Below are 24413 nucleotides of genomic sequence, written 5' to 3' on the forward strand. Positions count from 1 at the left end.
ATGTGTGATTAACATGCCGGTTATATACGGATATATTTCTGTGCTCCCTTTTTCGGCGCCCAAGGGGCGCAACGCCGCCTGAAAGGCCCGTTGCAGCCGGTAACGTGGATCATTTCATGACGTTTCGTTCACAGGGTGTATGGCCATCGGTCATGGCGTCCATGGTGCTCACCGCGGGATACGCAACGGACGGCTGTTTCGCGTGGATAACAGTCCCCGGGGCGACCAATGCGGGCCCTGGGGACCAAAAAACGTGTTTTGGCAAAATTGATTTCCCTTTCGTTTCAACCACAAGGTTCCTCCTCTCCTGACGCTAACCTCCTATTGAAATAGCCTTTTTTTTGCGTCGTTTTTTTAAGGTACATTCTGCTTGATCACGGGATCCCAGCAGGTAAGCTTTGTTTGCTTGAAATTGTGGCACGACTTTTGTATGTTTCCCGGGTTGTCGAAAACCGCCCGTGCGGGCGTAATGCCAAAACACCAGAACATTTTTCACCTTCTTTCCTTATATGAAAAATTCCACTCCGCATGGGTGGTTTTCGACTTCTCATAATGCCCATATCAATCAACTGCCTGGTTTTTCAGGCGGTTTTTTCTGATTGGTCCGGGGGCCGGAGGCAGAGATTTTGATTTTTGTGCCAACCGGCAGCACCGACACAGGCAACACACTCCGTTTGCGTTAACTCAGGCGGGGTTCATATAACAACGACGTGCATCCGTCCGTCCCCTTCGGGGCGGTGCAGCCGGCGGACCGCACCAGCCAGGGCTGCGGCATGAGAACAAACAAAGACAAGGGAGTCTTCTTGTGAATCAGACGAAACAGTTTAAAAAGACGATTGACGGTAACACGGCAGCGGCCCATGTGGCCTATGCCCTGAGCGACGTGGCGGCCATCTATCCGATCACCCCCTCTACTCCCATCGGCGAGAATGCCGATGTGTGGGCTGCCGGCGGTAAGAAGAACGCCTTCGGCGAAACCCTCACCATCAAGGAGATGCAGTCCGAAGCCGGTGCGGCGGGCGCGGTTCACGGTGCCATTGCAGCCGGTGCGCTGACCAGTACCTTCACCGCTTCCCAGGGCCTCCTGCTGATGATCCCCAACATGTACAAGATCGCAGGGGAGCTGCTCCCTTGTGTCTTCCATGTCACGGCCCGTGCCCTGGCTTCACACGCTCTCTCCATCTTCGGAGACCACCAGGACGTCATGGCCACCCGTCAGACCGGTTTTGCCATGCTCTGCTCCAACTCTGTTCAGGAAGCCCACGACATGGCCCTGGTAGCCCACCTGGCCACCATCGAAGGCCGCGTGCCCTTCCTCCACTTCTTCGACGGTTTCCGTACCTCCCACGAGATCCAGAAGGTCGACGTGCTGGAGTACGACGCCATTAAAGAGCTGGTGAACATGGACGCCGTTCAGGAGTTCAAGGCCAACGCCATGAACCCCGAGCACCCCGAGATCCGCGGCACCGCCCAGAACCCCGACATCTACTTCCAGGGCTGTGAAGCCGCCAACCTCTACTACGATGCCATCCCCGCCATCGTCACCGATTACATGGACAAGGTGTACGAGGTTACCGGCCGTAAGTACCGCCCCTTCGACTACGTGGGTCACCCCGAAGCCGAGCGCGTCATCGTTGCCATGGGCTCTGCCTGTGAGACCATCGAAGAGACCATCGACCACCTCTCCGCCCAGGGCGAGCGCATCGGTTTGGTCAAGGTTCGTCTCTACCGTCCCTTTGTCACCGAAGCCTTCCTCAACGTGCTGCCCGCCACCTGCGACCGCATCACCGTTCTGGACCGTACCAAAGAGCGTGGCGCCATCGGCGACCCCCTCTACCTCGACGTCTGCACCGCTTTCATGGAGAGCAACGTCCTGACTCCCCAGATCACCGCAGGCCGCTACGGCCTCGGCTCCAAGGAGTTCACCCCCTCCATGGTGAAGGCTGTCTACGACAACATGAAGGCCACCTCACCCAAGAACCACTTCACCGTGGGCATCAAGGACGACGTCTCCTACACCTCCCTTGACGTGGTGGACGAGATTCACCCCGATGCCGAGGGCACGGTTCAGGCCAAGTTCTGGGGCCTCGGTTCCGACGGCACCGTCGGCGCCAACAAGAGCGCCATCAAAATCATCGGGGACAACACCGAGAAGTTCGCCCAGGGCTACTTCTCTTACGACTCCAAGAAGTCCGGCGGCATCACCGTGTCTCACCTGCGTTTCGGTGACACACCCATCCGCTCCACCTACCTGGTCACCGCCCCCGACTACGTGGGCTGCCACGTGCCCGCCTACGTCAACCAGTACGACGTGCTGGAAGGGATCAAAGAGGGCGGCACCTTCGTGCTCAACTCCTCCTGGAGCGCCGATGAGATGGAGACCCGTCTCCCCGGCAGCATGAAGCGTGTCCTGGCCACCAAGAAGATCAAGTTCTACACCATCGACGCCGTGAAGATCGCCGGTGAAGTGGGCCTGCGCAACCGCATCAACATGGTGATGCAGACCGCCTTCTTCAAGCTGGCCAACGTGCTTCCCATCGATGAGGCCATCGCGTACCTCAAGGCCGACATCAAGAAGACCTACGGCAAGAAGGGCGACAAGATCGTCAACATGAACATCGAAGCCGTGGATCAGGCCATGGACAAGCTCGTGGAAGTGGCTGTTCCCGAGAGCTGGGCCGAAGCTGAGATCGAGAAGCCCGCCCAGGCTGATCTGCCCGAGTTCGTCACCGACGTGATGAAGCCCATCCTGGCCCAGAAAGGGGACACCCTGCCCGTCAGCGCCTTCGAGCCCGACGGCATCTTCCCCGTTGCCACCAGCCAGTACGAGAAACGCGGTGTGGCCATCGAGGTTCCCGAGTGGATCGCTGAAAACTGCATCCAGTGTAACCAGTGCTCCTTTGTCTGCCCCCACGCATCCATCCTGCCCGTTGTGGCTACCGATGAGGAGCTGGAAGGCGCACCCGAAACCTTCACCACCCTGCCCGCCATCGGCAAGGAGCTCAAAGGCAAGTACAAGTTCCGTATTCAGGTCAACACCCTGGATTGCCTGGGTTGCGGCAACTGTGCAGACATCTGTCCTGCCAAGACCCCTGCCCTGGTCATGAAGCCCCTGGCTACCCAGACCGCCGTTGAGGTGCCCAACCACGAGTTCTCCGAGACCATCGAGTTCAAAGATGAGGTTATGCCCAAGACCAGCGTCAAAGGCAGCCAGCTCCAGAAGCCCCTCCTCGAGTTCTCCGGTGCATGCTCCGGTTGCGGTGAGACCCCTTACGTCAAGCTCATCACCCAGCTCTTCGGGGACCGCATGTTCGTGGCAAACGCCACCGGTTGCTCCTCCATCTGGGCTGCTTCTGCTCCCTCGTCTCCCTACTGCGTCAACAAGGATGGCTTCGGTCCCACCTGGGGCAACTCCCTCTTTGAGGACGCTGCAGAGTTCGGGTACGGCAAGCAGGTTGCCATCACCCATCGCCGCAAGGCCCTGAAGAACCAGGTCCTGGCTGCCATGGAACTTGAGATCTCCGATGAGCTCAAGGCTGCCATGGGCGAGTGGGTCGAGAACATGGACGACGCCGAAGGTTCCAAGAAAGCCGGCCAGACCATGGAAGCCCTCCTGGTTGTCGAGCCCCTGGAAAACGAGCTGATCGATGAGATCGCTGCACAGGCCGACCTCTTCACCAAGAAGTCCTTCTGGGTCTTCGGTGGCGACGGCTGGGCATACGACATCGGTTTCGGCGGCGTGGACCACGTCCTGGCCTCCGGCGAAGACATCAACATCTTCGTTATGGATACCGAGGTCTACTCCAACACCGGCGGTCAGTGCTCCAAGGCTACCCCCACCGGTTCCATCGCCAAGTTCGCAGCCTCCGGCAAGAAGGTCTCCAAAAAAGACCTCGGCGCCATCGCCATGAGCTACGGTTACGTCTACGTGGCCTACATCTCCATGGGCGCCAACAAGCAGCAGACCCTGAAAGCCCTGCTGGAAGCCGAAGCTTACCCCGGTCCCTCACTGGTCATCGCTTATGCTCCGTGCATCAACCACGGCATCAAGAAAGGCATGGGCAAAACCCAGGAAGAGTCCAAGCTGGCTGTTGAGTGCGGCTACTGGCCCCTGTACAGGTACAACCCCCTCCTCAAAGACGAAGGCAAGAACCCCTTCATCTTTGAGTCCAAAGAGCCCAACGGCACCATCCAGGAGTTCCTGGGCGGTGAGAACCGTTACGCAGCCCTGGAAAAGAGCTTCCCCGAAGAGTCCAAAGCCCTTCGTGCGAAGATCGAAGAGGACATGCTCAAAAAGTACGAAATGTACAAGCACCTCGCTGAGCGTGACATGGGCGGCGAGTAGGCCCCCGGTGAGCTGACACCGTAAAAAACGAAAAAAACGCGCATCACCTGATGCGGGTCGAATAAAAAAAAGCCGCCCTTTCCGGATTATTTGGAAAGGGCGGCTTTTTTGTTTTTGAAAAGGCGGTGGCTAACCCAAGGCCCGGGATCAGAGGTTGGCTGTGGTCAAGAGGTCCTCAAAGGCCTTTTGGCTCTTGGTCACCTGGCCCTTGAAGGTCTCGCGGCCCTGCTTGCATGCATCGAAACCGCTCTTGACGATCTTTTTGGCCGGCTCGGGGAAGAGGGGGTTGTCACCGATAAGCCGGAGGGTGACCTCTTCTGCCTGCTCTTGGAATGAGCCCATGGCGTTGTAAGCATTTTCAAAACCGTTTTTGTTGAACTCATAGGCCTTGCGGATAAAACTGGTGGTCTCGCTCATGCTGCACCTCCGTTATATGGATGGGTTAAGGATGGGTTGGCTTGGGTGAAGTGGATGTATAACGTCTTTGTATTGTTTCGATAAACAATGTAACGCAGCCTGTACTTGTGTCAAGTATAAAAATGTTGCAGTGCAGCATAATGAGGCCCAATTCTCATGGAAAAGGCCAGCGGACGGAGGTCTTCATGCAACGGGGGGGGCACAAAAAAAGTGGGGAAGAAGAAGGCCGGGAACCTCTGGGGCTCCGGCGTGGACGCGGGTAGGGCACAAGGGGGACCGGACGGCCCCCTTGTGGGGTTGAACAAAGGGAAGAGGGATAAGGATCAGACGTGGTAATCCACCACGCGGCGCTCGCTCATCACCTGCTGGATAAAGGCCACGACCCGCTGGTGCTCGGGGTGGTTGGCGTAGCGGTCCAGGGCCTCTTCATCGTCGAACTCGGAGTAGAGGCAGATGTGGGCGGTCTGGCTTCCGGAGAAGATGTTGATCCCCACTTCAAAGGCCCGGATCTCATCGATCTTGCCCACCAGGGCGTCGAGCATGGCTTTGAGCTTGTTTGCGTTTTCCGCGGCGCTGGCGCCTTTGGCCTCGTCCTTAAGTTTGAGCATCACAATATGTTTGAGCATGGTTCCTCCTTTAAAAAACGGGTGCGTTACCCGTCCGGTTGTGCGTTGGAACCATTCCCGCCTGGCGTCCCGGCAAGAATGGCAGGGCGTCTGTTCACGATCCGTGGGGTATATCACCTTTGGGCACCAAAAAAAAAGATGAAGCCCGGCATCAACCGCTGGTCGCCATGGGGACGGGCCGAAAGGTGATGCCGGGCTTCAGGTTCCCCGGCTGAAGGGAACCCACGGAAGACAGGATGTCGGTTTTCAGTGACGATGGTTAAAGGCCCCGGAAAAGAGCCGTGTTGTTCGGTTCATATGTCCCGCCGTGCTCATGGTGCGTCGATTGAAAAACCGGGCTGCCGGATGCAGATCGGCCATCGGTGGTGCTGCACGGGAAGACGGCTGAAGTTTGGGACGCTGCGCATGGGGGTCGAAGGGAGATTGATGGGGGGGACCCGGACGGGTCCCCCCCATCAGACGCAGTTTTGGAGTATTTCTGTGTAACACTGTTAAACCCAGCAGGAGAAAGAGAATCTAACAGGTTGTCTTTGTTAATATACAAATATTATGCCATGCACAATAGAAAAGTGTAACGCGTTGATAGGTAAGGTGTTGGGAGTACGGGGCTTCCGGTGTATCGGAAAAACCGTGCCGCCTTTGGCCGCATCTTATGAAAAATAGGACCGAAAGTCCGAAATTCAGAACTCCGTCCGAAAGGGAAACAGTGGTTTGCCTCATGGCTCGGGTATCGCCTCTTCCTGGTAAAAAAAATACGTCACGGCAGGACCGGCGGGCCTCCTTCGCCCCAGAAAGCATGCGCACAGGGGCGAAGGTACCTTGACAGAGGAGGTGCTCAACCCCGCCAAGGGAGGCTAGTCCGAGGAGATGGAGATCTCCTTCTTTTTAAGAAGGGTGTAAAAATGGGACTTGGAGAGCCCGGAAATCTGCATGATTTTTTTGGCGTTGCCCCCGGTGTGGCGGATGAGCTCCCGCAGGTACTGCTCTTCCATGATCCCCTTGAACTCCTTGATCTCCGGAATTCGGTTTCCGAAATGGCGGCTCACCTGGGCTTCGGTTTCCGAGAGGATACGGCTTACGGGCGGGTTGGTGTCCCCGGGGGCGGCCTCGGGTGTGCTCGCCGATTCCCGGGTGAGGGTGGCCTTGGCCACCTTGATGCGGATGTTGCTGGGCAGGTCCATGGCATACAGGGTGGTGGTGCGCCCCGAGGTGATGAAGGCCATCTCCAGGACGTTGAAGAGTTCCCGGACATTGCCGGGCCAGTCGTAGGCGGAGAGGGTCTCAAAGAACTCGGCGTCAAAGCCCTTGTTGGGCACACCGTACTCCTCGCAGAGGTGGTCCACAAAGAACATGGCCAGGCGCTTGATGTCCCCTTTGCGGCTTCTCAAGGGGGGCAGCTCCAGGTGAACGGCCCAGAGGCGGAAGAGGAGGTCCCTTCGGAACTGGCCCTTTTCCACCATCTCTTCCAGATTGCGGTTGGTGGCGGCGATGAGGCGGAAGTTGCTGGTCACCTCCTGGGTCTGGCCCACGGGGCGGAACCGTTTTTCCTGGAGCACCCGCAAGAAAGAGCGCTGAATGGACAGGGGCATGTCCCCCACCTCATCCAGAAAGAGGGTGCCGCCGTCGGCCACCTTTACCAGGCCGGTGCGGTCGGCATCCGCCCCGGTGAAGGCCCCTTTGCGGTGGCCGAAGAGGGTGCTCTCCAGGAGGGTCTCGGTGAGGGACGCGCAGTCCACGATGACAAAGTTGTGCCCTGCCCGGGCGCTGTTTTCGTGGATGGTCCGGGCAAAGAGTTCCTTGCCGGTCCCTGTTTCTCCAGTGATGAGCACCTGGGAATTGGAGACGGCGGCCTTGGCCACCAGGTCAAAGCATTTGCGCATGGACGGGCTCACCCCGATGATGTTGTCCAGGTTCAGGGCCACCGGGGTCTCGGCCTGTTTCTCCTGCCGGTACTTCAGGGCCCTGGAGAGGCTCAGGCGGGTCTGTTTGATGGAGGTGGGCTTCACCAGGTAATCCCAGACGCCGCCCTGGATGGCCAGCTCCGCGCCGTCCGGGTCCCCCTGGCCCGTAAGGATGATCACCTCGGGCTCGGAAGGGGCTTTTTTGAGAGGGGCAGGGCCGTGAGTCCGTTGCCGTCGGGGAGGCGTACGTCGAGGAACACCACGTCCACGTCGTTTCCGGCGAGAAAGTCCGAGCCTGCCTTCAGGGTGTGGGCGGTGACGCAGCGGTGATCCATCCTCCCCACGAGGCTTTCCATGGTTTCGCAGAACTCGATGTCGTCGTCGATGATGAGGATGGTGGTCATGGGGTCTCCTTGGGCTGCTGATGCAGGGCGCTGTTGATGGCCTCGGACAGGCTTTGGCGGTTGTAGGGTTTGATAAGAACGCTCCGGACGTTTTCCGTGCGATCCATGGAGAGGCTTTTCTGGCGGCCCGAAACGATGATGACAGGGCAGGCCGGTGCGATGTTGCAGAGCTTGGCGGCAAGGACAAAACCGTTGTCCCCCGGCATGTCAAAATCGGTGATCACCAGGTCAACGGCCTCGGTCTGGGCGGTGATGATGGCAAGAGCCGTGGCGGCGTCACCGGCCACCAGCACTTGATACCCCAGGCGCTCCAGAACCCGGGGAACAGTTTGTTGCTGCTCCTCGTCATCCTCCACGAACAGGATGGTTCCCTTGCCTGTGGCAGGGGAGAAAGAGCGCTGGGCTGCCGGGACATCGGGTTTCTCCGTCCTCGGCAGGTAGATGTCGAAGGTGGTTTCGATGCCGGGCAGGCTGCTGACGTGGATGCCCCCGCGGTGCCCCTTGAATATACCATGAACCACGGCAAGGCCAAGGCCTGTTCCCACCCCCTTCTCCTTGGTGGTGAAGAAGGGGTCGAAGATCTTGTCCATGAGTTCTGAAGGGATGCCCGGGCCGTTGTCCGAGACCGTGACGCGGCAGTACTCCCCGGCCTGGATGCTGAGCAGGTCGGCCAGGTGGTCGTCCACCTCGGCCGGAGCCACGGAGACGGTGATGGTGCCGCCCCCGGTCTTCATGGCGTGAAACGAGTTGGTGCACAGGTTCATGATGATCTGGTGAAGCTGGGTGGGGGCGGCCAGGCAGATGCACTCCGAACACTTCTTGATCTCATTGAGCTCGATGTTTCCCGGAATGGTGGAGCGGAACAGGGAGAGGGCCTCGGCCACCACGTCGGTGACGTTGACGATCTGGTGTTCCTCCCGGGACGGGCGGCTGAAGGCCAGGATGCGGTTGACCAGCTCGCTGCCCCGGGAGCTGGCCTTGAGGACCCGTTTGAGGTCGTCGGCGGCCATGGCCGTGGGATCGATGTCCTCCAGGGCCAGCTCCGTGGAGTTGATGATGGAGGTCAGGATGTTGTTGAAGTCGTGGGCGATGCCCCCGGAGAGGGTGCCCAGGGCCTCCATTTTCTGGGACTGCACGAGCTGCTTTTCCAGGTTCACCTTTTTGGTGATGTCTTCGGCCGTGCCCAGGATGCCCGTGATGTGGCCGTGCTCATCACTCAAGGGGATCTTGTTGATCTCCAGGCACACCTCCTTGCCGTTGCGTTTTTTGATGTTGCGGCGGATCCGGTAGCGCGGGGATGCCGAGCGGATGACAGTGCGATCCACCTCGCAGGAGTTGCGAATGTCCTCGGGTTCGGCCATGAGATCCGTGTAGGTGACGTTGACCTCTTGGGCCGGGTCCAGGTCGTAGAAGAGCTTAAAGGAGCGGTTGCCCCCCACGTACGTAAGGGAGGGGTCCTGCCAGTAGACCAGCTGGGGGATGTTGTCCAGGACGATCTGGAGTTTGTTTTTGGACTCCTCCATGGCGATCTCCGCAAGCTTTCTCTGGGTGATGTCCTCGCCGATGCCCTCGATGTGCTCCATCTCTCCGTGCTTGTTTCTCACCAGGCCGGCATTGAGGGATGCCCACCGCTTTTTGCCGCCGATGGTGTAAAATTCGATCTCCAGCCCCTGGATGGTGTCGCCCTTTCGGATCATCTCCCGGAGCTTTTTCCGGGTCTCCTCGGTGGCGTAGTGGTTTTCGATCTTGTCGACATGGGCCAGGGCCTCCTTTCGCCCGTCGTACCCCAGCATCTGGGCAAAGGCGTTGTTGATGTTCAGGAGGCGGCCGGAAAGATCGGAGAGAAAGATGCCCTTGGTGGCGTTTTCAAAGATGCTCCGGTACCGCTCCTCGGCCTTCTGCAGGTCCCATTGCGCCTTTTTCATGTCGTTGATGTCCAGAATGGCCCCCACGAGCCCGCAGATTTCGTTTTTGGCGTTGCGGTAGGTGGCTTTGTGCAGGATCACGTGATGGTTGTCGCTGCCGTGCTTGAAGATGCTTGCGTGGTGGGCCCGGATGCCGTTTTCCGCGGTAAGGTGGGTGTCGCTCTCATCGGAAAGGGGCGGGACCCCCTTGGGGTAGAAGAGGTCGTCGGTGTGGCCCAGGATTTCTGCGCGGGTTACCCCGAACCACTTTTCAAATTCCCGGTTCACGCCCTGGTAGTGGCCGTTGAGGTCCTTGACATAGATGGGGACGGGCACGGTCTCCATGAAGATCTCCAGAAAGGAGAGCTGGTCCTTTAAGTCCTCCTCCACCCGACGGCGCATGATGATGTTCATGACCAGGAAGATCAGCACCACGGTGAGGGTGACAAAGCTCACCACCAGCACCCAGAAGAGCTCCCGGTTCAGCCGGTAGAAGGGCTGGGGCATGTTGAGGATCTCGGCTTCGTCGGGCAGGGCGGTCAGGGGGATGTTGAATTTTTTGAGCTGATTGTGGTCAAAGATCCAGCTGTACTGGGCGTCGTAGGAGACAGGAAGCTCCGAGACCGGGGTCCCGCTCAGGATCTCCAGGGCCATGTGGGCAGCGGTCTCGCCGTGGAGGCGACCGCTGGTGACACGGCCCCCCATGGTCCCCTCGCCCACCATGAATTTCCAGAAGCTGTAGATGGGGGCCCGGGAGTTTTTCTCCAGGTCGGGAACGATGTCGGCTGTACCGTAAAAGGTGCCGTCCCCTGCGCTGTACTGGGGAATGAAAAAGAAGATGGTGTCGTCGGTGGCCCCGCGGACCGTTTGAAAAAGGTTGTCCCGGTTGGCCATGTTGATGAATTCGATGTGCAGCTGCCGGTGGGCGTCGGGATAGATCTCCCGGATCTCACTGCTCACCGCCACCCCCGTGGCCGACGAGTCGGTGATCACCACGATGCGGTTGCGGGTGGGGTGAAGCTTCAGGGCGATGTCGATGTTGCCCGAGATATCCACGGACTCGGCCACGCCGGTGATCTTGGTCTGGCCCTGGAGCAGCTCCGGGCTGTAGTTGTTGACCCCGCAGAAGACGATGGGGACCTCCGGGAAGAGGGCCTGGCGGTGGGTGACGGCAAATCGGAAGGCGTTGTTGTCCGAGACGATGACGATATCGGGGCGGAAAAAGGTGAGCTTGTGCCGGTACAGGGCCAGCAGGGTCTCCTCCACGGCATCGCCCCGGTACCTTTTGGAGTCCATGTACTCCACCTGCAGCTCAATGGGCACGCCGCTTTCTTTGAAGGCCTAACCAGACCTCCAGGATCTTGTCGGACCACGCGTAGCCGTTTTCATAGGAGTTGAGGATCAGCACATTGGTCTTACCGGCCAACGCCGGTGTGGCTGTCAGGAAAATAGCCGCGGCTGCTGCCAGCCAGAGGGTAACCGTGCGAATCATGACCTTCCTCTCTCTTTTTGGATCCTGTTTGCTCAATGGTACCTTTTTTCGGAAAATCAGCGTATTATGGACAAAGCATACCGGAAAACGCCCGCCGTACCATGTGTCCATGGGGACGCTCCCGTACCCCTTGATCCTCGCCTCTCCCTACAGAATTGAATGTTCAAGATCCATGCCAGCCGCTCCCCTTCCAGTGTTCCCTGTTTTGGCTTCCCGTGACGTGCTGTGAGCGCTTTGGAAGACCCCGGCCGGGATGGGATCGGGAACCCGAAGGCCCCGTGGCGTGGAAAACACCGGATGTTCCTCATCACCTTACACCACCTGGCAATGTGGAGAAAGGGCGCCGCCCCCTCCCCGGGCAGTGGGTCCGCAAAAAAAGACCCTGCCGATTCTACCTGAAACCAGTTACTTTTGGGGGCGGGATCGGCAACTCGCCTGATGGCGGCTTACTCTTCTATTTCAGGTGAATACAAGGAGATATCTCGGGTTCCTCGTCGGCCTGCTCCATGGCGGAGAAGCCAAAAGCCCCGAAGGCCCGGGGCGGAGTCGATGGTGCAGGAAGTCCTTTTTTTGGAACCGTCCCACGCATGGAAATCCCGGGAAATTGGTCAGACCGGTTTGTTTTTCGGGAAAGGGCCGAGCGTTTTTAGGGGGAACACCGTTACACGCCCGGGACGATATTCAACCCCCGGCCCTGGCTAACGTAGCGTCGGATAAGGCGAAACAAAAAAGGACGGGCTGTAGGCACGGAAATTGAAACTCGGGTGTGGAAGCGTTTTGTGGCTTTATCTGCATTCCTTCTCTTACGGCTCGGGGCCGTCCCCATGGTGTAGGCGGGTGAACGTGGGTACCAAACATGCTCTGCACGTGCAGGGTTCATCGCACTCAAATCTAAAGTTAGGGGGATTTGAAATGTCGTTAGGTGTATTAGCACTCATTGCCTTTATTCCCATTGCCATCGTACTGATCTTCATGGTTGGTATGAAATGGCCTGCCACCAAGGCGATGCCCTTGGCCTGGGCCGCCTGTGCCGTGATTGCCATGGCCGTCTGGAAGATGCCGGCCGGTTTTGTTGCGGCGTCGACCCTTGCGGGTTTCGGAAGTGCCGTTAACGTCTTGATCATCGTCTTCGGGGCCATCATCATCCTGTATACCATGCAGGTGAGCGGGGCCATGGAGACGATCAGTTACGGGTTCCTGGGAATCTCCCGGGACCGCCGAATCCAGACCATCATCATTGCCTTTACCTTCGGTGCCTTCATCGAAGGTGCGGCAGGTTTCGGTACGCCGGCAGCCATCGCGGCCCCGTTGCTTCTGGGACTGGGGTTCCCCGCCCTGGCGGCGGTGTGTGTGTGCCTGATCTTTAACTCTGTGCCCGTAACCTTTGGCGCCGTCGGTACCCCGGTCTGGTTCGGTTTTAAAACCCTTCGAACCCCCATCGAGCAGGCCCTGGCGGACGGAGCTGTCGAGACCGGTTTCACCACCTTTGATGGGTTCCTCAAGCATGTGGGCCAGTGGGCCGCTATCACCCACGCCATCATCGCCTGCTTCCTTCTCGTCTTCGTGATCTGCTTTTTGACCCGCTATTTCGGCAAGAACAAGAAATGGAGTGAAGGCCTGGGCGCCTGGAAATTTGCTCTTTTTACCGCTGTTACCTTCGATGTTGTCTATCTCTCCACGGCCTTTCTGGTCGGCGTTGAATTCCCTTCTCTTATCGGTGGCCTCGTGAGCCTCGGTATTGTTGTGACCGCTGCCAAAAAAGGGCTCTTCATGCCTGAAGAGATCTGGGAGTTTGGCGAGCGTGCTTCCTGGGACAAGGATTGGGTCGGTGAAATCGAGCCCGGCAAAACGGATCTCAAGCCCCGCATGAGCCAGCTCATGGCCTGGATGCCGTACGTTCTTATTGCCGTGATCCTGGTGCTTACCCGCTTAAGTTCCCTGCCCTTTAAGGGATGGGTCACCTCATGGGTAATCAGCTTCCCCCATATCCTGGGGTATGAAAGCGTTAACTTTGCCACCAAGCTCCTTTACCTGCCCGGTACCATTCCGTTTATGCTCGTGGCCCTCATCACCATCGTCCTCCACAAAATTCCGGCGGAAAAAGCCATCGGCGCATGGAAAGAGAGCTTCATCCGCATGAAGAACCCCACCATCGCCATGCTCTTTGCCGTGGCCATGGTAGAAATCATGAAGCAGTCCGGGCACAACGTCCTGGGCTACAGCTCCCTGCCCTTGACCATGGCAGAGGCTGTGGCGTCCATCACCGGTAAGACATGGCCCATGTTTGCATCCTATGTGGGTGCACTGGGATCCTTTATCACCGGGTCCTGTACCGTGTCCGACCTTCTCTTTGCCGACTTCCAGTACGGCCTGGCCACCACCATCGGCGCCAGCCGTGAGATCATTGTCGCCCTCCAGGGCGTGGGCGGTGCCATGGGTAACATGATCTGTGTCCACAACGTGGTCGCTGTCTCCGCCACCGTAGGTCTGGTGGGCATGGAAGGCACCATCATTCGGCGCACCATGATTCCGCTGGTACTCTATGGCATCATGGCCGGTACCATCGGTACCGTTTTCTGCTACGTTCTGTTCCCCGGGGTCTTCTAACCCGGCCGCACAGAAGCCATACGTATAAAAAACACCAGGGGGCCCCACCAGGCTTGGTCCGGCAGGGGCCCCCTTTTCATGTCCGGACCTGAGTTGTGAGACAAAAACCCATAAGAAACATAAGGAACCTGTGGGAGGGGGCTATATGATTTCTGAGAATTTGAAAAAAGAGTTCGAGGCCCTGCTGGGTGAGAAAAACGTAATGAGTGACGAAGTCACCCGCATGAACTACGCATACGACGCAGCGGTCCTGGACCCTGTGATGCCTGCACTGGTCCTGCGGCCCGACTCCAGCGAACAGCTGGGCTCAGCCATCCGCCTGTGCGGCGAAAACGGCATCCCCGTCACCGTGCGCGGTGCCGGAACCAATCTCTCCGGGGGGACCATCCCTTTTAAAAACGGCGTGGTGATTCTGACCAACGCCATGAACAAAATCATCGAGATCAACGAAGCGGACATGTACGCCATTGTCCAGCCCGGCGTGGTCACCGCGGACTTTGCCGCGGCCGTGGCCGCCAAGGGGCTCTTCTATCCCCCGGACCCGGGTAGCCAGAAGGTCTCCACCCTGGCGGGCAACGTGGCGGAAAACGCAGGGGGCCTGCGGGGCCTGAAGTACGGCGTCACCAAAGACTACCTTATGGGCATCGATTTTTTCGACGCCGAGGGCAATCTGGTGAAGACCGGCTCCAAGACCGTGAAGTGCGTCACCGGGTACAATGTGGGGGGCCTTATGGTGGCCTCCGAAGGGACCCTGGGGATCTTTAACGAGATTACCTTAAAGCTCGTTCCGCCCCCCAGCGCCTCCAAATCCATGATGGCCGTCTACGACAGCGTGGCTGATGCCACCGAGTCCGTGGCCGCCATCATCGCTGCCAAGATCGTCCCCTGTACCCTGGAGTTCATGGATAACTTCACCATCCGTGCCGTGGAAGACTACGCCAAGGCAGGCCTGCCCACCGAGGCCCAGGCCCTTCTGCTCATCGAAGTGGACGGCCACGCCGGACAGGTGGCCGATGACGCCGCCAAGGTGGAGGAGATCTGCAAGAAGCACAACGCCACCCGCATCCAGGTGGCCAAGGACGAAGAGGAGAAGAACAAGGTGTGGGAAGCCCGAAGGGCGGCCCTGTCGGCCCTGGCCAAGCTCAAGCCCACCCTGGTCCTCGAAGACGCCACCGTGCCCCGGAGCAAGATTCCCGAGATGGTGCGCGGCCTGGATACCGTGGCCGCCAAGTACGGCCTGTCCATCGGCACCTTCGGCCACGCCGGGGACGGTAACCTGCACCCCACCATCCTGTGTGACCGCCGAAACGAAAAAGAGTGGCACAAGGTGGAAACCGCCATTGAGGACATCTTCGACCTGGCTCTCAAGCTGGGGGGCACCCTCTCCGGGGAGCACGGCATCGGCATCGCCAAGGCCGGGTTCATGGCCCGGGAGGTGGGCGAGAAGTCCCTTACCTATTTCCACAAGATCAAACAGGCGGTGGATCCCAAGGGCATCCTCAACCCCGGTAAGGTCATAGGAGATTAAGCCATGAAAGACATCGCCAATCTCCGAACCACCCTTGCCGAACTGGACGACCTGCTGGTGACCTGCATGCGCTGCGGGATGTGCCAGTCGGTGTGCCCCGTGTTCAAGGACTCCATGCTGGAAGGGGACGTGGCCAGGGGCAAGCTGGCCCTCATCGACAGCCTGGCCAAACGCATGATCGACAGCCCCGTGGAGGTCAAGGACCGTCTGGAAAAATGCCTCCTGTGCGGCTCCTGCGAAGCCAACTGCCCCAGCGGGGTAAAGATCACCGATATCTTTATCAAGGCCCGCGCCATCCTCACCGGATACATCGGCCTGTCGCCCATGAAAAAGGCCATTTTTCGCGGTACCCTGGTACATCCGAGGCTCTTTTCCGGGCTTCTCTCCATGGGCTCCAAGTTCCAGGGGCTTATGACCAGTGAGGCAGACACCTTCCTGGGGACCTCCTGCTCCAAGATCATGTCCCCCCTCATCGGGGACCGCCACTTCATGCCCCTGGCCAAGCGGCCTTTCCGCAAGGACTACTCGGGCATGGACACAGGCAAGGGCACCGCAAACATTCGCGTGGCCTTCTACCCGGGCTGCGTGGTGGACAAGATGCTCCCCCAGGTGGGCCACGCCGTGATCAAGGTGCTGGAACACCACGGATGCGGTATCTACCTGCCCAAGAACCAGGCCTGCTGCGGGATCCCCACCCTGGCCTCCGGTGACGAGGAGAGTTTCCTGAAACTCCTCAAACACAACCTGAAACCCTTCTCCAGCGGCAACTACGACGTGCTGGTCACCCCGTGCGCCACCTGTACCTCCACCATCAAGAAGCTCTGGCCCAAGATGGCGGCCAAGATCTCTCCTGAGGCGGAGAAAAAGGCCCAGCGGGTTGCCAATCGCACCATGGACATCAGCGAGTTCCTCGTGAAACATTTCAACGTGGACCTCGCCGCCCAGGCAGGAAAGGGGGCGGCCAAAAAAGTCACCTGGCACGATCCCTGCCACCTGAAAAAGTCCATCGGCGTTTCCCAGGAGCCCCGGGCCATCCTCAAAGGCCTGCCCGGCTACGAGTTCGTGGAGATGAACGAGGCCGACACCTGCTGCGGCAACGGTGGCAGCTTCAACCTGGCCCACTACGACACCTCCAGCCGCATCGGCGGCCGCAAGCGGGAGAACATCCTCGCCACCGGCGCCGACGTGGTCACCACCGGGTGCCCGGCCTGCATGATGCAGATGACAGACATGCTCTCCCAGGCCCACGACCACGTGGCCGTCAAACACGTCATCGAACTCTACGCCGACGCACTTTAAACCCCACCAAAGCGCCTCTCCATCGGCGTGATGCCGAATCAAAAAACCCCCGCTCCTGTGAACACAGGGGCGGGGGTTTTTGGTTGGTGGAAAAAAATGGAAAATCGCCTCCGGCGGGCAGGGGCTGAGCCCCTGCACCCCAGGTTCGGGAATGCTCTCGGGCCTTCGTTCCTCAGGCCCATCGCATTCCCTGGCGGGCTTCGCCCGCAATGGCAATCAGCTTTCGAGGTGGCTCACCTCGCCGCCGGAGGCATTTTTTAACTTAGGCCACGTGATGCTCGGCGAGGACGGCGTCGGTGAAGTGTTCGGTGTAGAAGCGCATGGATTCGAGTTGGGTGGCCTTGACCTGTTGGGAGATCTCTTTGGCGTGGTCGCCCAAGAGGCTCACCACCCGGGGTTCGATTTTGCCGTTGTCCGCCTGGTTTTTCAGGATGCCCAGGGCTTTGTCCAGGGGCATGCCGGTGCGGTAGGGGCGGTCTTCGGTGAGAGCGGTGAAGATGTCGGCCACGGCCATGATGCGGGCACCGGTGTTGATCTTTTCAGCCCCCACGCGGAAGGGGTAGCCGGTGCCGTCGAGTTTTTCGTGGTGAAAGGCCGCCCATTCGGCCACCCGCTCCAGGCGGTCGATGGAGTGGATCACTTCGTAGGTAAAGTAGGTGTGCTGTTTCATCACCTGGAACTCTTCCCGGGTGAGCTTGCCCGGTTTCTCCAGAATGGCGTTGGGGATGATGAGCTTGCCCAGGTCGTGGAAGTGGCCTGCCAGGCGCATGAGTTTGACTTCGCTCTCCATGTAGCCGAAGTGTTCGGTGAGAAGGGAAGCGCACTCGGCCACGCCCGCGGAGTGGGTGGCGGTGAAGGGGGACCGGAAGTCGATGAGTTTCTGTATGACGCGGGCAATGGAGCCGATCTCTTCTATGGGGGTCTCGATGGACCGCAAGGGGCCGTTTCGAAGGAGAAGCCCGTAGAGCCGGGTTGAGGAGAGGTCCAGCCAGAACTCCTCCCGGTCCGAGGTGCGGATGAAGAGCTCCACGACGTCCGGGTGAAAGACGGTGTGCTCCATGGTGCGGATCTGTGTGGTGATGACCTCCATCTGGCTGAGGATAAAGGCGTCCCGTTGAATAAGCCTTTCCACCCAGTCTGCCAGGTGGAGGATCTGGGCGTCGAGGACGTCCGGGTCCCCGATGGGGGCTTCACAGTCGCTCCAGTTGCGGTGGTGGTGGCGGATAAGGGGCGCTGCCGGGGCCAGCAGGGGGACGGATTCGAAGAGGACCTCACCCCGGAGGCAGTGGGCCAGGATGTCCGATTCCTCAAAGGTGTGGAGCCGTATTTTGTCCTTGGGGGTCATGGCGCCGATGTCGTGGAGCAGGGCCGCCATGTAGAGCCGCTTGATGCGCTCTTTGGAGAGTTTGGCGGCTTTTCCCATTTGCCAGACGATGTAGGCACAGCGCATCTGGTGGCAGGCAATGCTCGGGTTGGCCAGGTCGATGGCATCGGACAGGGAGAGAAAGACGTTGTTTAAGTCGACGTAAATTTCACGCAACATGGGGTAAGGCTCCACATACTGATCAAATCAGAAAAGGCTTATTTTTATGTAACTATTTAGCTGAAAATTGCCTCCGGCGGCCCGGCCGAACGTTACCGATTACCCGACTGTTTTGCGCGTAACGAACAGGCATCGTCTTCTGCCGCCCAGCCCCAACGGGGCAGGGCGGCAGAAGACGATGCAACCGGAACGTTTTTGCGGAGCTTTTTTCAAAAAGCGACCCGCCGGAGGCATAAGCTGAATTCGGTACATTTTTATCAGACACGTTTCTTATCGGACCAAAAGAATGGAGCCTGAAGGCTTTTTGATCAGGCCGTAAAGAGGTTGAGGTTGGGAGTGGCGGCCAGGTCCAGGGGTTCGGCAAAGGTTTGGCGGACGTTTTCCCGCAGGCCGTCCAGGGTGTCGGCGTAGGCGAGTTGTTTGAACACGGGGTGGCCGAATTTGAAGTTGGCGGAAAAATAGATGACAAATTTCTTGAAAAGGCGCACGGCGTAGGCCGGGTCAAAGGCCTCTTCCACCAGATCGAGGAAGCGCAGGGCCACCTGGGGGTAGATGTCGGGGCCGAAGCTCTTGCCCTCCAGCATCTCGGCAAAGACAAAGGGCCGGGCAATGGCGATGCGTCCCAGGGAGACACCGTCGCAGCCGGTGGTGTCCACCATGCGGGTAAGGTCCGCCGGGGTGAAGACGTTGCCGTTGCCGAAGACGGGGATGGTGACGCCCTCCTTCACGGCTTTTATGTGCTGCCACTTCGGGGGACGGCTGCGGCGGTCCGGCGAGACCCTGGGGTGAAAGACCAGGGCGTCGGCACCGGCGTCTTCAAAGCGTTTTGCCATGTCCGAGGCAAAGACAGGGTCGTCTGTCCAGCCCGTGCGGTACTTGACGAACAGGGGCAGGGTGGTGGCGTTGCGGACCTCTCGGACGATGGCCTCGGCCCGGTCGGGGTCACGGAGAACAGCGGCCCCGCTCTCCTTTTTGCAGATACCGGCCACGGAGCAGCCGAAGTTGATGTCCACTCCGAAAAGACCTTCTTTTTCAATGCGCTCGGCGGCAAGGGCCATCTCCTGTGGGGCGGCACCGACGATCTGCATGACAAGGCGCTTGGCCTCCTGGTCCCGCCAGCGGAACATGGGGGAGATGAGCCGGTTTTCTCCTGGCAGGGCCTTGGCGCTGCACATCTCCGAGAAGAAGAGGCCGCAGCCGCCGAATTCGTCGATGATCTGCCGCATGGCCACGTGGCCGAGACCGGCAAGGGGGGCCAGGAAGAGGCGGTTGGGGATCTCTTTGCCCCCGATGGTGATGGGGGTTTTTATGGTTTCAGGTATGGTGGTCATAGCTCGTGTTGCCGTGTTGCGACGTCTCTCTTTATTGGGGTTATGGTCAACGCATGCCTCCGGCGGCCCTGCCGGTGGCCAAACTTTTGCCCGATTTTATGAGTCGGGTTTGATAAACAGGTTTTAAAAAACGTTCGTTCGGCTCCTCATTTTTTCACAAGGCGATCCACTGGCGGCATACGCATCTCACCGGGATGCTGGCGCAACATCCATGGTTGGGGCGCGTCAACCTTCTTTACGGGCACTGCCCGCAAGGGAATGTGATCCCCCGGGGTACGGGGGAGGAGCATTCGCGAACCATAGCATATTCGGCAGGGGGCGGGAAGGTGGATGCCGATTGATCTTGGTTAGATAGTGTACTATAGTTGCGGGATACCTTCGACCTTCGTTGGCATGAGTGGAAACGACTCTGATGATATGGATACGCGATGATTCTGGTGTAACGACAGAGAAGGAGTAAGGAAGAGATGAGCGAAAGCACGTACTATCTGGTGGAAAAGAAAGGCCATGTGGCCTGGGTATGGTTTAACAGGGCGGACAAAAAGAACGCCATGAGCCAGGACGCCTGGATGGACTCCCCGGCCGTGTTCAAGGAGCTGGATGAAGACCCTGAGATCCGCGCCATCGTGGTGGCGGGCAAGGGGGATTGCTTCTGCGCGGGCATCGACCTCATCGGCATGGTGGGCGCCATGCCCGAGCTGATGGAGAACGAGCAGAAAGGGGGGCTTAAGTGGAAGCTCCTTAAAAAGATCTACCCTCTCCAGGAGACCATGAGCGCCATGGAGAAGTGCCGCAAGCCCGTGATCGCGGCCATTCACGGTCACTGCATCGGCGCCGGCCTCGATTTTGTCACCGCCTGCGACATCCGTCTTTGCACGGAAGACGCCACCTTCTGCCTCAAGGAGACCGCCATCGGCTTTGTGGCCGACGTGGGCGTGCTCCAGCGCCTCCCCTTCATTGTGGGCCAGGGGGTGACCCGGGAGATGGCCTACACGGCCAAGAGCATTGATTCCCAGCGCGCCCTGGACGTCAACCTGGTCAATGAGGTGTATAAGGACGTCGACACCCTGTTTGCCGAGGCCCAGGCCATGGCCGACACCATCGCGGCCAACCCGCCCATTGCGGTGCAGGCCTCCAAGGACGTCCTCAACCACGGCACCGAATCCACTGTGGCCGAGGGGCTCAAGTACGTGGCTTCCATCAGCTCAAACATCATTCCGTCCCACGATTTGATTGAAGCCTTTACCGCCTTTGCGGAAAAACGAAAACCGGTTTTTACGGGCAACTAGCCCAGACGGCAAGTCCCCTGATTCTCCCATGATCCCCGGGCGCCCTTTTTTTGGAAAAAGAGCGCCCGGGCGATCCGCGGTGCTTGGGTACGGGCCGTTGTTTCAGGAGTTTTTTTAAGATCCCATGAACATTTACCTGGTCAGCCTGGGTTGCGCGCGCAACCTCGTCGACAGCGAAGTGATGCTGGGCCACCTCACCGAGGCCCGCTGCACCATCATCGATTCACCGGAAGAGGCGGATGTCATCATCATCAACACCTGCAGCTTCATTACGTCCGCCGTGGACGAATCCATCGACACCATCCTGGAGATGGCGGAGTACAAAAAAAAGGGGACCTGTCGCTACCTGGTGGTGGCGGGCTGCCTTCCCCAGCGATTCAAGGAAGATGCCGTGCCCGAGCTTCCCGAGGTGGACCTGTTCATCGGCACCGGTGGGTACGAGCGCATCGCCGAGGAGGTCAACCGGCTCATGGCCGTGGACGGGCGCATAGGCAAAGCCACCTGCCTGTTTCCCGATCCCAACAGCACCTCCCCAGCCCGGACCCATTCGCCGCGCATCACCACCACAGGCCCCCTGGCTTACCTCAAGATCGCCGAGGGCTGCAGCAGGCACTGCACCTACTGCATCATCCCCAGCCTCAGGGGCCGGTACCGCAGCCGCTCCGTTGCGGATATCACGGCCGAAGCAGGGCGCCTTCTGGACGCGGGTGTTCAGGAGCTGAACCTCGTGGCCGAGAGCACCACCGATTACGGGGAGGACCTGGGCGAACCCGGCAAGCTTGCCGAGGTGCTGGAAACCCTGTCCGATCAGGCTCCGGACGCATGGATCCGGTTCCTCTACGCTTTTCCGGACACCCTGGACGATGCCACCATCAAGCTGGCCGCCGACAGGGAGAATGTCTGCGCCTACTTTGACATCCCCATCCAGCACGCCTCGGATCCCATCATCAAGAAGATGGGCCGCCATTACACCCAGGCGGACCTGAAGGCCCTTTTTGCCCGGCTCCGAAAGGAAGTCCCGGGCGTGGCCCTGCGCACCACCCTCATCGTGGGCTTTCCCGGGGAGACCGAAGAGGATTTTCAGGAGCTGCTTGATTTCATCACCGAGGTGGAGTTCGACCACCTGGGTGTCTTTACCTATTCCGATTCCGAAGAGCAGGCTTCCCACGCCCTGCCGGATCATGTGGACGAAGAGGTCGCCCAGATGCGGCAGGACACCCTCATGGCCGCCCAGGAGGAGATCTCGGCCCGCCGGAACATGGAGCGGGTGGGCATGGTCACCAAGGTGCTCATCGAGGAGAACCCTGAAGAGGGTGTCTTTGTCGGTCGCACCTTTTTTCAGGCCCCGGAGGTGGACGGCGTCACCTTTGTCTACGGTGACGGGATCACCGTCGGTTCCTTTGTGGACGTCCGCATCACGGACGCCATCGTCTACGATTTGTCAGGAGAAGTGGTATGAGCGATTTGAAGGCGAGAATCCTGGGCGAGGTGGTCGGCGAGCTTGCCGCCATCGAAGCCGCGTTGAAAGAGAACCTGAATCCCTGGGCTGAGCTGGCCGGGGAGGTGGCGGGGCACCTCCTCTTTTCCGGGGGGAAACGCCTTCGCCCCCTGCTGATGATCCTGGCTGCCCGGGCCTGCGGGTCCGATCGCCAGGACCTTGCGCGCTACTCCGTGCTCTTTGAGTACCTTCACGCTGCCACCCTCATCCACGACGACCTGGTGGACGAGGCGGTGATGCGGCGGGGCAAGCCTGCGGCCCACGGGGTGTACGGAGCTCCCGAGGCGGTCCTGACCGGGGATTTTATCCTGGCCCGGTGCCTTACGCTCACGGCCGAGACCCGTAATTTTGCCGTCATCGACGAGATCTGCGGGATCACCGAGGCCATGAGCCAGGGGGAGATTCAGCAGCTTTACAACAAAGGGCGCATGGACCTCACCGAGGCCGAGTACCTGGATGTCATCGAGCGCAAGACCGCTGTCCTTCTCAAAGGGGCCTGCGTGACCGGCGCCCACCTGGCCGGTCAGCCCGACGAGGTGGTGGACGCCCTGGGGCGCTACGGATGGCATATCGGCATGGCCTTTCAAATGGCCGACGATTTGCTGGATTACACCGCGGACCTGGCCAGCCTGGGCAAGGAGCCCGGGGCGGACCTCAGGGAAGGAAAACTCACCCTGCCGGTGATCTATGCCCTTTCCAAAGCCACCAACGGAGAAAAAGAGCGCATGGAGGCCATCATGGCCGATCCAAATTTTACAGCGGACGCCTTTGCCGAGCTGGTGGCCATGCTCACGAGGCTTGACGGCATCGGGTACACCGAGCGCTGCGCCAGTGATCACGTGGCACAGGCCAAGAAGGCGTTGGAAGGGCTTCCCCACAGCCGTGAAAAAGAGCTGTTGCTTCTCGTGGGGGACTACAGCCTGGGACGTAAATCATAAAGGATGGAGCACCTGATGCAGAAACGGATCTTTTCATGGACTATGGCCATGCTTCTCGCCCTTTCCCTGACACTGCCCTGCACCCTGCGTGCGGAAGGGGAGGGATCCCTCAAGGTCTTTCTTGCCCTGGGCAAGGGCGTGATTGCCCGCAGCAACATCCCGGACGCCAAGGACAAGGCGGTAAAGGAGGGGTTGTACACCGCCGTGGAAGAGGCGTTGTTTGATATCCTCTCGGATCGGGCCGTGGCCGCGCATTTTGAGGCGGTGACCGAGATACTCACCGAGTCCCCTGCAACCTACATCGACGGATACAAGGTGGTGGCGGAGCGACGTTCCGGCACCTATTACCATGTTGCCGTGGAAGCCTCCGTGGCCATGGATCGCCTGGAAGAGCGTCTCACCTCTTCGGGCATCGTCCTTGAAGGCACGGACAAGCCCAAGCTGCTGTTCCTGGTCTCGGAAAAGCTGTCGGGTAGCGACTCTTTTGTGCACTGGTGGGGGCCGGGCATGTCCATTATCTCCACGGTCTCCGATGATGCCATTACAGGCATTATGGCCAAACGTGGCTTTGAGGTGCTTCCCCATCGGGCGATCATCGACGACGCGGCTCCCCTGGGGCCCGACGGGCTGGTGCACCGGGAGGAGGCCTTGCGCATCGGCCGGGCCTTTGGTGCCGATGTGGTGGTGGTTGGACGGGCCTGGACCGAGCCGTCCGGCAACGTCATGGGGGATGAACGATCCATCAGGGCGTCCGTTGAGTTGGAAGGGTTTCTTGTGGGCTCGGACCGATCCACAGACGGTGTTCTCAGAGCCAGCATTGCCGTGGGCACCGACCCTGTGGACGTAGGCACCCGGGCCATGAGCGATGCGGCCGCAGACGCAGGCCGGGATCTTTCGGCCCAGATCGTGGACGCCATGAAGGAGAAGAAGAGCCGCACCACCATGATCGAGGTGGTGGTGGAGGGCACCAACTTTTTCGAGAATTTTACCCAGCTCTCTCGCGACATGGAGGGGCTCAAAGGGGTGATTTCCGTAAGGCCCAGGGAGCGTCGCATCGAGCGGGCGGTGATGGTGGTGAACTTCACAGGGGAAGGCAGGCTGCTCGCCGAGCAGCTTCTGGCCAGGAACTACAACGGGTTTTCCATCACCCTTTCCGAGGTCTCCAGGGATCACATCAAGGTGGACATGGTGGCCGGAGGGAAAAACACCTTCATGCAGTAAGGGCATATCCTCCTTTGGAGAGGAGGTTTTGAGAAATACCTCGGGGATGGTCTGTTTTTCGGGCGCTCGG

Annotated in this window: 17 protein-coding genes; 8 read left to right on the top strand and 9 right to left on the bottom strand. The window is 59.4% G+C overall.

Features of this window, described 5'->3' with window-relative positions; all coding sequences use genetic code 11:
• Positions 1 to 313: 313 nt before the first annotated feature.
• A complete protein-coding gene (locus ACOYW2_RS25680; protein WP_482418633.1) occupies positions 314 to 496 on the bottom strand; it encodes a hypothetical protein in 183 nt (60 codons plus the stop codon).
• Positions 497 to 805: 309 nt separating this feature from the next.
• Between ACOYW2_RS25680 and nifJ the strand changes: the two genes are divergently transcribed.
• Positions 806 to 4345, top strand: coding sequence for a pyruvate:ferredoxin (flavodoxin) oxidoreductase (gene nifJ / locus ACOYW2_RS25685; RefSeq protein WP_482418634.1), 3540 nt, complete (start codon positions 806 to 808; stop codon positions 4343 to 4345).
• A gap of 147 nt (positions 4346 to 4492) precedes the next feature.
• Here nifJ and ACOYW2_RS25690 read toward each other — a convergent pair whose 3' ends face one another.
• The 6 genes from ACOYW2_RS25690 to ACOYW2_RS25715 all read right to left on the bottom strand — a co-directional run bounded on the left by ACOYW2_RS25690 (position 4493) and on the right by ACOYW2_RS25715 (position 11089).
• The gene (locus ACOYW2_RS25690) at positions 4493 to 4762 is read right to left on the bottom strand and encodes a hypothetical protein (protein ID WP_180138370.1); all 270 of its coding nucleotides are present in this window, start codon (positions 4760 to 4762) and stop codon (positions 4493 to 4495) included.
• 323 nt (positions 4763 to 5085) lie between these two features.
• Complete coding sequence (locus ACOYW2_RS25695) at positions 5086 to 5388, bottom strand: Dabb family protein (RefSeq protein WP_482418635.1); 303 nt, start codon at positions 5386 to 5388, stop codon at positions 5086 to 5088.
• A gap of 854 nt (positions 5389 to 6242) precedes the next feature.
• Positions 6243 to 7469, bottom strand: coding sequence for a sigma-54-dependent transcriptional regulator (locus ACOYW2_RS25700; protein ID WP_482768412.1), 1227 nt, complete (start codon positions 7467 to 7469; stop codon positions 6243 to 6245).
• Entirely contained in the window at positions 7466 to 7693 is a 228-nt protein-coding gene (locus ACOYW2_RS25705) for a response regulator (protein WP_482768413.1), read from the bottom strand. The genes ACOYW2_RS25700 and ACOYW2_RS25705 overlap by 4 nt, the downstream gene beginning before the upstream one ends.
• A complete protein-coding gene (locus ACOYW2_RS25710; protein ID WP_482768414.1) occupies positions 7690 to 10920 on the bottom strand; it encodes a hybrid sensor histidine kinase/response regulator in 3231 nt (1076 codons plus the stop codon). The genes ACOYW2_RS25705 and ACOYW2_RS25710 overlap by 4 nt, the downstream gene beginning before the upstream one ends.
• Positions 10910 to 11089, bottom strand: a complete 180-nt coding sequence (locus ACOYW2_RS25715) for a hypothetical protein (protein WP_482420553.1) — start codon at positions 11087 to 11089, stop codon at positions 10910 to 10912. Before ACOYW2_RS25715 ends, ACOYW2_RS25710 begins: the two co-directional genes overlap by 11 nt.
• Before the next feature lie 912 nt (positions 11090 to 12001).
• Between ACOYW2_RS25715 and ACOYW2_RS25720 the strand changes: the two genes are divergently transcribed.
• The 3 genes from ACOYW2_RS25720 (at position 12002) to ACOYW2_RS25730 (ending at position 16523) form a co-directional block, all read left to right on the top strand.
• A complete protein-coding gene (locus ACOYW2_RS25720; protein ID WP_482768415.1) occupies positions 12002 to 13696 on the top strand; it encodes an L-lactate permease in 1695 nt (564 codons plus the stop codon).
• 145 nt (positions 13697 to 13841) lie between these two features.
• Complete coding sequence (locus ACOYW2_RS25725) at positions 13842 to 15224, top strand: FAD-binding oxidoreductase (RefSeq protein ID WP_180138375.1); 1383 nt, start codon at positions 13842 to 13844, stop codon at positions 15222 to 15224.
• A gap of 3 nt (positions 15225 to 15227) precedes the next feature.
• The gene (locus ACOYW2_RS25730) at positions 15228 to 16523 is read left to right on the top strand and encodes a (Fe-S)-binding protein (RefSeq protein WP_482768416.1); all 1296 of its coding nucleotides are present in this window, start codon (positions 15228 to 15230) and stop codon (positions 16521 to 16523) included.
• 262 nt (positions 16524 to 16785) lie between these two features.
• On the opposite strand, the gene ACOYW2_RS25735 is transcribed toward ACOYW2_RS25730, so the two are convergent.
• Entirely contained in the window at positions 16786 to 18066 is a 1281-nt protein-coding gene (locus tag ACOYW2_RS25735; RefSeq protein ID WP_482768417.1) for an HD domain-containing phosphohydrolase, read from the bottom strand.
• Positions 18067 to 18374: 308 nt separating this feature from the next.
• The gene (locus ACOYW2_RS25740; protein ID WP_482420558.1) at positions 18375 to 19397 is read right to left on the bottom strand and encodes a tRNA dihydrouridine synthase; all 1023 of its coding nucleotides are present in this window, start codon (positions 19395 to 19397) and stop codon (positions 18375 to 18377) included.
• A gap of 467 nt (positions 19398 to 19864) precedes the next feature.
• Here ACOYW2_RS25740 and ACOYW2_RS25745 point away from each other — a divergent pair, with 467 nt between their 5' ends.
• From ACOYW2_RS25745 to ACOYW2_RS25760, 4 genes are all read left to right on the top strand, one after another.
• The gene (locus ACOYW2_RS25745; protein ID WP_482768418.1) at positions 19865 to 20686 is read left to right on the top strand and encodes a crotonase/enoyl-CoA hydratase family protein; all 822 of its coding nucleotides are present in this window, start codon (positions 19865 to 19867) and stop codon (positions 20684 to 20686) included.
• A 124-nt stretch (positions 20687 to 20810) separates the two neighbouring features.
• Positions 20811 to 22145, top strand: a complete 1335-nt coding sequence (rimO, locus tag ACOYW2_RS25750) for a 30S ribosomal protein S12 methylthiotransferase RimO (RefSeq protein ID WP_482768419.1) — start codon at positions 20811 to 20813, stop codon at positions 22143 to 22145.
• On the top strand, positions 22142 to 23122 hold the full coding sequence (locus ACOYW2_RS25755) for a polyprenyl synthetase family protein (protein ID WP_482768420.1): 981 nt from the start codon (positions 22142 to 22144) through the stop codon (positions 23120 to 23122). Before rimO ends, ACOYW2_RS25755 begins: the two co-directional genes overlap by 4 nt.
• Before the next feature lie 15 nt (positions 23123 to 23137).
• A complete protein-coding gene (locus tag ACOYW2_RS25760) occupies positions 23138 to 24343 on the top strand; it encodes a hypothetical protein (RefSeq protein WP_482768421.1) in 1206 nt (401 codons plus the stop codon).
• Positions 24344 to 24413: the final 70 nt, after the last annotated feature.

The sequence above is a fragment of the Desulfoluna sp. CLI2B genome (assembly GCF_056847375.1).

Excerpts from the sequence above, each read along its gene's own strand:
- ACOYW2_RS25695 (WP_482418635.1), bottom strand. The coding sequence starts at position 5,388 with ATGCTCAAACATATTGTGATGCTCAAACTTAAGGACGAGGCCAAAGGC.
- ACOYW2_RS25740 (WP_482420558.1), bottom strand. The coding sequence starts at position 19,397 with ATGACCACCATACCTGAAACCATAAAAACCCCCATCACCATCGGGGGC.
- ACOYW2_RS25690 (WP_180138370.1), bottom strand. The coding sequence starts at position 4,762 with ATGAGCGAGACCACCAGTTTTATCCGCAAGGCCTATGAGTTCAACAAA.
- ACOYW2_RS25720 (WP_482768415.1), top strand. The coding sequence starts at position 12,002 with ATGTCGTTAGGTGTATTAGCACTCATTGCCTTTATTCCCATTGCCATC.
- ACOYW2_RS25755 (WP_482768420.1), top strand. The coding sequence starts at position 22,142 with ATGAGCGATTTGAAGGCGAGAATCCTGGGCGAGGTGGTCGGCGAGCTT.
- ACOYW2_RS25725 (WP_180138375.1), top strand. The coding sequence starts at position 13,842 with ATGATTTCTGAGAATTTGAAAAAAGAGTTCGAGGCCCTGCTGGGTGAG.
- ACOYW2_RS25735 (WP_482768417.1), bottom strand. The coding sequence starts at position 18,066 with ATGTTGCGTGAAATTTACGTCGACTTAAACAACGTCTTTCTCTCCCTG.
- ACOYW2_RS25745 (WP_482768418.1), top strand. The coding sequence starts at position 19,865 with ATGAGCGAAAGCACGTACTATCTGGTGGAAAAGAAAGGCCATGTGGCC.
- rimO (WP_482768419.1), top strand. The coding sequence starts at position 20,811 with ATGAACATTTACCTGGTCAGCCTGGGTTGCGCGCGCAACCTCGTCGAC.
- ACOYW2_RS25760 (WP_482768421.1), top strand. The coding sequence starts at position 23,138 with ATGCAGAAACGGATCTTTTCATGGACTATGGCCATGCTTCTCGCCCTT.
- ACOYW2_RS25705 (WP_482768413.1), bottom strand. The coding sequence starts at position 7,693 with ATGACCACCATCCTCATCATCGACGACGACATCGAGTTCTGCGAAACC.
- ACOYW2_RS25730 (WP_482768416.1), top strand. The coding sequence starts at position 15,228 with ATGAAAGACATCGCCAATCTCCGAACCACCCTTGCCGAACTGGACGAC.
- ACOYW2_RS25715 (WP_482420553.1), bottom strand. The coding sequence starts at position 11,089 with ATGATTCGCACGGTTACCCTCTGGCTGGCAGCAGCCGCGGCTATTTTC.